The sequence below is a fragment of the Nocardia sp. BSTN01 genome (assembly GCF_015354405.1).
Lineage (GTDB): Bacteria > Actinomycetota > Actinomycetes > Mycobacteriales > Mycobacteriaceae > Nocardia.
In genome coordinates, this window is record NZ_JADKYP010000068.1 from 19020 (window position 1) to 28676 (window position 9657).

General features: G+C 68.9%; 11 protein-coding genes. 4 read left to right on the forward strand and 7 right to left on the reverse strand.

The window, feature by feature from the left end:
• The first annotated feature begins 109 nt into the window (after window positions 1-109).
• A complete protein-coding gene (locus IRT45_RS32020; protein ID WP_194809534.1) occupies window positions 110-1027 on the forward strand; it encodes a TIGR03564 family F420-dependent LLM class oxidoreductase in 918 nt (305 codons plus the stop codon).
• Window positions 1028-1033: 6 nt separating this feature from the next.
• On the opposite strand, the gene IRT45_RS32025 is transcribed toward IRT45_RS32020, so the two are convergent.
• Window positions 1034-1438 carry a hypothetical protein gene (locus tag IRT45_RS32025; RefSeq protein ID WP_194809535.1) on the reverse strand — a complete coding sequence of 135 codons (405 nt, stop codon included), beginning with the start codon at window positions 1436-1438 and terminating at the stop codon, window positions 1034-1036.
• Window positions 1439-1935: 497 nt separating this feature from the next.
• Here IRT45_RS32025 and IRT45_RS32030 point away from each other — a divergent pair, with 497 nt between their 5' ends.
• The 3 genes from IRT45_RS32030 to IRT45_RS32040 all read left to right on the forward strand — a co-directional run bounded on the left by IRT45_RS32030 (window position 1936) and on the right by IRT45_RS32040 (window position 5461).
• Window positions 1936-3165: a cysteine desulfurase family protein gene (locus tag IRT45_RS32030; protein WP_194809536.1), complete on the forward strand. Its 1230-nt coding sequence runs from the start codon at window positions 1936-1938 to the stop codon at window positions 3163-3165.
• Entirely contained in the window at window positions 3162-4283 is a 1122-nt protein-coding gene (mnmA, locus tag IRT45_RS32035; RefSeq protein ID WP_194809537.1) for a tRNA 2-thiouridine(34) synthase MnmA, read from the forward strand. The genes IRT45_RS32030 and mnmA overlap by 4 nt, the downstream gene beginning before the upstream one ends.
• A 125-nt stretch (window positions 4284-4408) precedes the next feature.
• Window positions 4409-5461 (forward strand): methionine synthase, encoded by a 1053-nt coding sequence (locus IRT45_RS32040; protein WP_194809538.1) that lies wholly within the window; start codon window positions 4409-4411, stop codon window positions 5459-5461.
• Window positions 5462-5555: 94 nt separating this feature from the next.
• On the opposite strand, the gene IRT45_RS32045 is transcribed toward IRT45_RS32040, so the two are convergent.
• From IRT45_RS32045 to IRT45_RS32070, 6 genes are all read right to left on the reverse strand, one after another.
• A complete protein-coding gene (locus tag IRT45_RS32045; RefSeq protein ID WP_194809539.1) occupies window positions 5556-5909 on the reverse strand; it encodes a hypothetical protein in 354 nt (117 codons plus the stop codon).
• A gap of 56 nt (window positions 5910-5965) precedes the next feature.
• Window positions 5966-7213, reverse strand: a complete 1248-nt coding sequence (locus IRT45_RS32050; RefSeq protein WP_194809540.1) for an AAA family ATPase — start codon at window positions 7211-7213, stop codon at window positions 5966-5968.
• Between the two features lie 38 nt (window positions 7214-7251).
• Window positions 7252-7641, reverse strand: coding sequence for a hypothetical protein (locus IRT45_RS32055; protein ID WP_194809541.1), 390 nt, complete (start codon window positions 7639-7641; stop codon window positions 7252-7254).
• The gene (locus IRT45_RS32060) at window positions 7638-8540 is read right to left on the reverse strand and encodes a metallophosphoesterase (protein ID WP_194809545.1); all 903 of its coding nucleotides are present in this window, start codon (window positions 8538-8540) and stop codon (window positions 7638-7640) included. Before IRT45_RS32060 ends, IRT45_RS32055 begins: the two co-directional genes overlap by 4 nt.
• A gap of 41 nt (window positions 8541-8581) precedes the next feature.
• On the reverse strand, window positions 8582-8911 hold the full coding sequence (locus tag IRT45_RS32065) for a cupredoxin family copper-binding protein (RefSeq protein WP_375540178.1): 330 nt from the start codon (window positions 8909-8911) through the stop codon (window positions 8582-8584).
• A 204-nt stretch (window positions 8912-9115) separates the two neighbouring features.
• Window positions 9116-9631, reverse strand: a complete 516-nt coding sequence (locus tag IRT45_RS32070; RefSeq protein ID WP_228535693.1) for an RNA polymerase sigma factor — start codon at window positions 9629-9631, stop codon at window positions 9116-9118.
• Between the last annotated feature and the right edge of the window lie 26 nt (window positions 9632-9657).

Below are 9657 nucleotides of genomic sequence, written 5' to 3' on the forward strand. Positions count from 1 at the left end.
CGGGCGACCGGACGCGCGATCGCGGCGATCGAATCGATGTGATTCGAACCCTGTCGCGGCAGGGCACGCCCGATAGTGTGAGAGTCCCGTTGTGGGATAGGGGTTCATCGTGCGCATCGGTCTCTACATCGGCGGAACGGCGCCGGTCACCGAGGTTGTGGAGCGGATCCGCTGGGCGCAGCGGGCCGGGCTGGACAGTGTATTTCTCAATCAGGTGCTCGGCTGGGATGCCGTGACCGTCGCCGCGCTGGCGCTGCGGGAAACCACCGATATCGAGGTGGGAACGGCGGTCACCCACACCTTCGCCCGGCATCCGATCGCCCTCGCACAACAGGCGTTGACGGCCACCACACTGGCGCCGCATCGGTTCACCCTCGGGATCGGGCCGAGCCATCCGCACATCGTGGAGGACGCGTACGGGCTGTCCTACGAGCGGCCCGCGAGGCACGTTCGCGAATATCTGTCGGCGCTCACTCCGCTGCTGCGCGGCGAGACCACCGACTATCGCGGCGAGACGCTGCGAGCGGCCGGCACGATCGAGGTCGCGGGGGCGACGCCGCCTTCGGTCGTGGTCTCGGCGTTGGGACCGGCGATGCTGAAGGTCGCCGGTGAACTCGCCGACGGTTCGGTGACCACATGGACCACGCCCGAGATCATCGCCGAGCACATCGGCCCACGATTGGCGGCGGCGGCTGCCGGGGCGGGCCGGCCGACACCGCGGACAGTCGTTGTGGTGTCGGCGGCCGTGACCCACGACCCGGGCGGCCTCGGACAGGAGTTGGCGCAGGCGTTGGCTCCGGTGTCCCGGTTGCCGAGCTACCGGGCGCTGCTGGATCGCCAGCACCTGAACGGTGTGCACGAGACCGCGCTGCTCGGATCCGAAGATGTTGTGGCAGAAGGCATCAGCGCATACGCCCGCGCCGGTGTCACCGATCTGATCGTCAGTGTGCGCGGGGATGCCGCGGCGCAGCAGCGGACTCGTGAATTGGTTTCGACCGTGCGCCGCGCCGCTCCCACCGCTCGGTGAGGCGAATCACAACCACCGCAGCACACGGTGCCACAGGCGACGGCGCACGTGCGCTTCGGCGGTCATGGGCTGGGCGCGCGAGGGCGTGATCGGCCCGGGTTCGGCGGTCGGTGCCGGGCCTGGATGGGGGCCGGCCACAGTCGTCTCGGCGCCGCCGTGCGGACCGGGCGGTGACGTGTCGGGTTCGCCCGCCGGCGCGTGTTCCGGGCATGTAGCCCGTGACCAGGCGAGATGGGCTAGATTGCCGCCGTCCGGTGGCATCAGATGGGTGAGGCGCGGCAACTGCACGGTCGGATCGTCCAGATCCCGGCGGAGTTGATTGCAGAACTGCTCGACCGAGCCGTAGCGATCGACGATCTCCTCGACCAGCTGGGCCGCCGACGGAGTTGCCGTGATCAGTTTGCCGCTCACCGTTCTCCTCACCTCACAGCCCGGACACGATCTGCCGCATACCGGGCCGAACCGTCAATGTCTGCGAATAACCCCCAACACATCCACGGCGAGCCGGAGATATCGGAATCGCTCTCGCTCGAGCTGTCCGGGCCCCACCGTGGTGATCGTTCAGCACCGGAGCCTAGTCAGAAACGCCAATATCCGCAAACTTCCCGCGAGCTGGTCGGTGGCCCGAAAATACCTGGAGTCCAGTCGTTTTCGAATGGTAGTGTTGAGGTGTTCGGGTAGCCGTGCCGGATCGTGAGCACGCCTCAGCAAATATCGAGCATCTGCTTGGTCGTCGACTGCCGGGTGTCCCTGCGGGGAATCGGGACGCCGGAAATCGTCGGCGGTCCTCGGGAATATCGGGGCCGGGCCGCCGGGTTGCCGATGGGGGTGAAGCGTAGGTGGTGTGCGGAAAGCGGAAGGATACCCCCAAGGTGTGCAGGTCAACGGTGGGATAGGCTGGATCGGTCATGATGTCGGCTTTCCCGGGTCCGGTCGCAGCGGCGCCCAAGACGGTCTACCTCGATCACGCGGCCACGACACCCATGTTCCCGGCCGCCGTCGAGGCGATGACGGCTGTGCTCGGCACGGTCGGTAACGCCTCGTCCCTGCACGGTTCCGGCCGCACCGCGCGGCGAGTGCTGGAGGAGGCGCGCGAATCGGTCGCCGCCGATCTGGGGGCGCGCCCGTCGGAGGTGATCTTCACCTCCGGCGGTACGGAAAGTGACAACCTCGCGGTCAAGGGCATCTACTGGGCCCGTCGCGACGCCGATCCGCGCCGCACCCGCATCCTGGTGAGTTCGGTCGAACATCATGCGGTGCTCGACGCGGTGGACTGGTTGCAGCAGCACGAGGGAGCGCAGGTCACCCTGCTCGACGTCGACGCCGAGGGCGTCGTCTCGCCGGGCGTGCTGCGCGAGGCGCTGTCCGCACACGCCGACGATACCGCCCTGGTCAGTGTGATGTGGGCCAACAACGAGGTCGGCACGATCGAGCCCATTCTCGAATTGGCTTCCGTCGCACAGGAATTCGATATTCCGATGCACAGCGACGCGGTGCAGGCGGCTGCCCAGCTGCCCATCGATTTCGCGTCGAGCGGCCTGGCCGCGGCCAGTTTCGCCGGGCACAAGGTCGGCGGTCCGCACGGATGCGGTGTGCTGCTGCTGGGCCGGCAGGTGGGCTGCGTCCCGCTGCTGCACGGCGGCGGCCACGAGCGCGATCTGCGATCGGGCACCTCGGATGTGCCGGCCGCGGCCGGAATCGCCACGGCGCTGCGGGAGACCGTACGGGAAATGCCCGCGCGCACAACGGAATTGATCGACCTGCGCGACCGTCTGATCGCCGGCGTGCGTGACGTGATTCCCGGTGCCGTCCTCAACGGCGCCACCGGCGATCGGCGTCTGCCCGGAAACGTTCACTTCACCTTCCCCGGTTGCGAGGGCGATTCCCTGCTGATGCTGCTCGACGCCGCCGGAATCGAGTGCTCGACCGGATCGGCGTGCAACGCCGGGGTGGCCGCGCCGAGCCATGTCCTGCTCGCGATGGGTGTGGAGCCGCGACAGGCGCGCGGTTCCCTGCGGTTCTCACTCGGCCACACCACGACCGTGGCCGAGATCGACAGAGTGCTGGAAGTTCTGCCGTCCGTGGTGGAACGGGCCGAAGCGGCCGGACTGGCCGGTGCGAAGGGAGGTTCGCGATGAGAGTGCTGGCAGCGATGAGTGGCGGCGTCGATTCCGCCGTGGCCGCCGCGCGTGCGGTCGACGCCGGTCACGAGGTGGTCGGCGTGCACCTGGCCCTGTCGGCCACCCCCGGAACGCTGCGCACCGGATCGCGCGGCTGCTGTTCCAAAGAAGACGCCGGCGATGCGCGCCGCGCCGCCGACGTGCTCGGAATCCCGTTCTACGTCTGGGATTTCGCGGACCGCTTCAAAGAGGACGTGATCGACGACTTCGTCGCCGCGTACGCGGCCGGTGAGACGCCGAATCCGTGCCTGCGCTGCAACGAGAAGATCAAGTTCTCGGCCCTGGCCGATCGCGCCGCCGCGCTGGGTTTCGATGCCGTGGTGACCGGCCACTACGCGCAGCTGTCCGACGGGGTGCTGCGCCGCGCCGTCGACGCCGACAAGGATCAGTCCTATGTGCTGGCCGTGCTCACCGCCGACCAGCTGTCGCGGGCGATGTTCCCGGTAGGTGACACCCCGAAGCCGCGCATCCGCGAGGAGGCCGCCGAGCGTGGCCTCGCCGTCGCGAACAAGCCCGACTCGCACGACATCTGCTTCATCCCCTCCGGCGACACCCGCGCATTTCTCGGCGCCTCGATCGGTGTGCGCCCCGGCGCCATCGTCGACAGCGACGGCCGCAAGCTGGCCGATCACGAGGGCGTGCACGGATTTACGATCGGCCAGCGCAAGGGGCTCGGGCTGCCCGGCCCGGCCGCGGACGGCCGGCCCCGCTACGTCACCGAGATCGACCCGGACTCCGGCACCGTTCACGTCGGTCCCGCGGAAGATCTGAATGTCTGGACGGTGCAGGCGGATCGGGCCGTGTGGACCTCCGGTGAGGAGCCGTCCGGGCCCTTCGAGTGCGTCGTCCAGGTGCGTGCGCACGGCGGCATCGCCTCGGCCGTCGTGGAGGCGGTCGACGGCGGGCTGGTCGCCCGGCTGCGCGAGCCGCTGACCGGGGTGGCGCGCGGGCAGGCCGTGGTCGCCTATCTGCCGGATCCGCAGGGTGACCGGGTGATCGGCAGCGGAACCATCAGCGGCACCGGACGTGAGCGAACCTCCGACGCGGGGGAACTGGTCGCGGATTCCGCACGGTGAGTGCGGGTGTCGTCCGGATCGGGGCGACCATGGGGAGGACGGCCGACCCGCGTGCACAGATACCGGTGGCGGCGTGTGTGACCGCGGCCGCGGACCGTCGGCGCGGTGATCGAGATGGGTGAGATATGACGAGCGAGAACCGAGCCGACGCGGGCCCGGCCCTGCGAGGAGGTATCGCCACCGGTGTCGGTTCCTGGCCGGGCACCGACCCCCGGGAGGCCGCCGCCACCATCGTGGGAGAGCTGCCCGAACTCGCGCATCTGCCCGAATTGCCCGGGCGCGGTGCGGGTTCGGATATGGTCGGGCGCGCCTCGGCGCTGCTGGTCGATATGCAGTTCGACACCACCACTCGCGGATACCGGCTGAGCGCCCGCCCCGGAGCGACCGCACGCCGCGCTCACGATCTGCTGCGCACCGATCTCGACGCGCTCGAAGAAGCCTGGGAGACAGCGGGTCTCACCGGCACCGGCCGCGCCCTCAAGGTTCAGTCGGTCGGACCGCTGACGCTGGCGGCGCAGGTCGAACTGGCGAACGGTCATCGCGTGCTCACCGATTCCGGTGCGGTGCGCGACCTGTCGGAATCGCTGGCCGAGGGGTTGCGCAACCATGCGGCCGAGGTCGGCAAGCGGCTCGGCGCCGATGTCGTCGTGCAACTCGACGAACCGTCGCTGGCGGCGGTGCTCGAGGGGAGTCTGCGCGGCGCCAGCGTGCTGAACACCGTGCGCGCGGTTCCCGAACCGGAGGCCCTGCACATCCTCGATACGGTCGTCACCGCCCAGCCCGGCCCGGTGCTGATCCACAGCTGCGCCGATACGCCACCGCTGTCGTTCCTGCGTGCAAGCGCCGCTGCCGCAATAGGTTTCGACATGGCGGCCGTAGCCACCGGCAATCTCGACGCCGTCGGGGAATTACTGGACGCGGGCAAATACCTCGCCCTGGGACTGGTCCCGACGACGGCTCCGGCCACCCCGCCGACTTGGCGGCAGCTCGCCGAACCCGGCGTGCGCCTCGTCGATCGCCTAGGCTTCCCGCGCCGGACGCTCACCGACCGCGTCCTGGTCGCCCCCGCGTGTGGTTTGGCCTCCGCGCCGCTGACCTGGGCGCGCCGTGCCCTCGACCTGTCCTCCGACGTGGCCCGTGCCTACGCCGACGATCCGGATTCGCTCACCTTCGACTAGCGGCACGGCGCATCCTGCCGCCGGTGACGCGGTGCGCAGGAACGCGCCCGGCGCTCGGAGAGGCCGGTAGGTCCGGCACATCCTGAGCCCGGGATCACAATCCTGCGGATGGCCCCGGGTCCGGATGGCCGATCTGCCAGTGCTGCGGCTTACCCGGCGGATAGGCGACCGGCAGGTCTTCACCGGGGAACGGCCACTGGTTGACGTCCCACGCGAAGCGGCCGTACACGGTCTCGGCGGGGACGCTCGGGCCGGAGAGCGTGCCGGTGATGGTCACGAACTGCTCGCCCTGACCGGCCGGACGCGGGCTCACCCCGGTGATGCGCAGCGTCCCGGCCTCCAGCTGGGCACGCTGGAATCCACCGAAACGGCCCCGGCCGCGGAAGTTCATCAACAGCGCGATCAGTGCGCCGGCGATCAACACGATGAACACGATCTGCAGCAGCATGCCTCCATGCTAGGCGGACAAACGGGACAGCCTCGTCGCGCCGCCGGCCGCAGGACTCAGTTCGAGGTGATCTCGCTGGTTCCGGTCGAGGTGCGCCGCACCTGCCACACCTTGGTGCGCCGGGACTGCGATCGCCCGTTGCCGCGGTCGATGAGGGTGCGGTTGCGGGTGGTGAAGATCAGCTGCGCGCCCCGGGAGTTGGTCTCCGGATTCTGGAACAGCTGGATCACGCGGTCGGCGGTGTCACCGGTGAGATGGGTGTCGATATCGTCGACCGCGAGGACCCGGCCGGTGTCGAGCGCGTCGAGGACGGTCGGCAGCAGGCGCAGCAGGGCCAGGGTGGCGGTGGACTCGTCGGCGATGTCGAAGGCGGCGTCGATGCCCTCATGGACCACGCCGAGTCCGACCCCGCGGCGGGCGACCATACGCGCGTAGAGGGTGTCGCGGGCCGCGCGCAGATTGCTCAGTTCCCGTTCGAGGGCGACGGGTTCCACGCCGAGAGTTTCGCGCACCTGCAGCGCGTGCGCCGGCGATGCGGCGCAGGCATCCAATTCCTTTGCCATACCGGCGATTTCACCGTCGATATCGCGCAAGTAGTCCGCGTACATCGGATCGTTCTCGGCCAGCAGCAGATCCTCGATGCCCAGTTCGGCCGAACGCAGCAGCATCAGCAACCGCGCGGCGTTGTCGGCGGAGCGGGAGATGTGGCCGCCGAGGCGCTCGGCGATGCTGTGCGGTTCGGCGGGCCCGCGCTGGACGTCGAGCTGAGCGGAGAACCACCGATAGGCGGGAACCAGCGCCTCGGCATACATCTGCCCGGTCAGGCTGAGCAGCAGCGCATTCGGCCGCACCAGCGGCACCAGGGCGCTGATGCCGAAGCGCACCGGTTCGAACATCGGCCCGATCCGGATCTGCTCGCCCTCGCGCTCGAAGATGATGCGTTTGCGGTTGTGCGGATGCGTATGCAGCCATTCGGCGGTGACATCGGCATTGTCGAGGCGGAACCCGTAGGTGTAGGGCGTGCCCTCCGCGACGAAGGTGGCGACGAATTCCGAAGGCCGATCGGCGAATCCGAGATGCGGTGTGCGCACCGGCCCGGCGTAGGGGTCCCAGCCGGTCACCGAATGCAGGACCGCGTCGCGCATGTGGGCCAGTGCGTCGACGAGACCGGATTTGCCGCTGGCGGCCGCGCCGTGCACGGCGGTGACGGGCGCGGGCAGCGCTCCGGCCCGGCTCGAGACCAGGCGGAGCTCCTGTGGTTCGGCCAGGGATCGGTGATTGGTCACCTGAAAACTACGCAGCACCCGAGCCATCCTGCCGTCCGCCGTGCGGCGCCGCGACATCAGGTGCGAAGTTGCCTCCGATACAGCGAGGCCAGACAGACCACGAGCGTGCCGATCTCGGCGACGACGGCGATCATCGCCTGCGGAGCGGGCTGCCAGCCGATTTCGGTGAATCCGAACAGTCCGCTCGTCCGCGACAGCACGAAAGCGCCGAGGGCGGCGGCGCTGAGCACCGCCGCCGCCGCGCGCATGGTCCAGGGACCGATCAGAACCAGGGCGGCCAGCGCGAAGGCGGCGGCGGCCTGGATGGCGAACGACGGGCCTACGTAATCGATGTAGCGATAGCCCCGTCCGTAGAGCTGGGTGTGCACGACACCGGTGGTGACGAGTCCGGCGCTGATCGCCACGCGGGCCGGGAGGCGCGACCAGGCGGGAGAGATCGTGGTCATCGCAGTGTCTGCTCCTTGATCGCGAGCATCTGCCGGCCCTGCTGGTAGCTCACTTCCCGGATTCCCAGTGCGTCGTGCAGTTTTCCGGCCGGCAACGTCACCGGTTTGGGCGCGGGCCCCTCGCCGGGATGCGGCAGGGGATAGGCCGTGGTCGTCCCGCTGAAGAAGGTGATGTTTCCCTCGGTCTTGGTGAAGAGTTGATGCACATGGCCGTTGAGGCAGGTGACCGAGGAGAACCGCCGCAGCAGGTTCAGGACCTGCGCCGCATCGTCTGTGCCCCAACCCCATTGGGGGTACATGGCGAACAGCGGAATATGGCTGAAGACGATGATCGGTGTGTCCGCGGACAAGCCCGCCACGTCGGTGCGGACGAAGTCGATCTGGTCCTGCCCCAGATGCCCCAGGTTCTGTGCGTGGAGCGTATTGACCAGGCCGATGACGTGCACGCCCGCGATATCGAAGCTGTACCAGCCATCACCGCGGGTGCCGCGCCCGAATGCGTCGCGGTATCGCTGTCCGCCGTCGTCTGTCGAATCGTGTTCGCCGGGCACGGTGAAGATGTGTGGCGCGGACAATCCCGACATCATCTGGCGGACCTGATCGAATTGCGCGGGCGTGGCCAGATGGGTCAGGTCCCCGGTGTGGATGACGAAATCCGGTGTGTACCCGAGCGCGTTGACCTGATCGATGGCCTCGGTGAAGGTGTCGGTGACATTCGCGTTGGCGGTGCCCTGAAATCCGATATGGCTGTCGCTGATCTGCGCGAATCGCAGGGTGGGACGTTCGGTCGTGGCCGGGGCCGCGCCCGCCACATGGGAGATGACCTCGCCGCCGACCACGGTCAGGCCCACGGCCGCGCCGAACCAGGCGCTGTGGCGGAGCAGTTGCCGCCGGGTCATGGCGTGCGGGTCACGCGGATCGATGTGCTGCGGATGTTCGGTCACGGGGTCACCACCACGGTCGCGTGCATGAAGGGATGGATCGAGCAGAAGTACGGGAAGGTGCCCGGCTGGGCGAAGGTGAAGCTGAATGTGGCCCCCGTGCCCATTCCCGGGGAGTGGAACGAGCCGTCGCGCGCCACCACCGTATGCGGTTCCTCGTCGCGATTGGTCCAGGTCACGGTGGTGCCCGCCTTGACGTTGACGGTCTGCGGGCCGAAGGCGAAATTGTCGATGGTGACGGCGTTCGGCCCGGCCGCGACGCCCGGCGTCCGGGGCGCACTCGGCATCCCGGGCATATCCGGCATGGGTGCGGGTGCGCCCGGGGTCATGCCCAGGCCGGGGTCGGAGCGGACGGTGGGAGCGGGTGGGCTGGCGCCCTTGTCGGCAGATGTCGCGCAGGCCGTCAGCGTCATGACGCCGAGGGCGGCCATCGCGGCGGCGGTGCCATTCAGAACGAGGTGTCGGTGCATCGGATCCGGCCTCCATCCGGACCCCGCGGTGTGCGGGGCTTCACCGACAGATAGGGGACCGGGTTACAGACCGAGGTCGATATTCAGTTCCGACGCCGCCCGCAGCGCCCGATGCTGCAGCACCTTCGCATTGGCCACGCTGATCGCCAGTGCGGCAGCCGATTCGCGCACCGACAGCCCCTGCAGGAAACGAAGGTCGAGAATCCGGCGGTAGCGTTCCGGCAGTTCGCTCAATACCGCGCGCACATGCTCCGGCGCCCGGGAGGCGGCGGAATCGGTTGGCGCCGAAACGCTCTCGTCCGGAATATCATCGTCGATGACCGTGATCTCCCGGCCCATCCGTGCGCGCCAGTGCCCGGCGAGCACGGTGCGGGCGGTGGTGCGCAGATAGGCGCGCACCTCGGCGACGCTCGCGGTGATCCGCAGCGGTTTCAGCGCGGCCACGAAGACCTCGGCGGTGAGATCCTCCGCATCCGGTTTGTTGCCGACCTTCGAGAAGATCAGCGCGTAGACCCAGCCGACATTGTCCCGGTACACCTCTTCCCAGCTGGGATAGCGATCCTGCGGTACCAGTCGCAGCTCGCGGCGTCCGGGCTCCTCCGGCG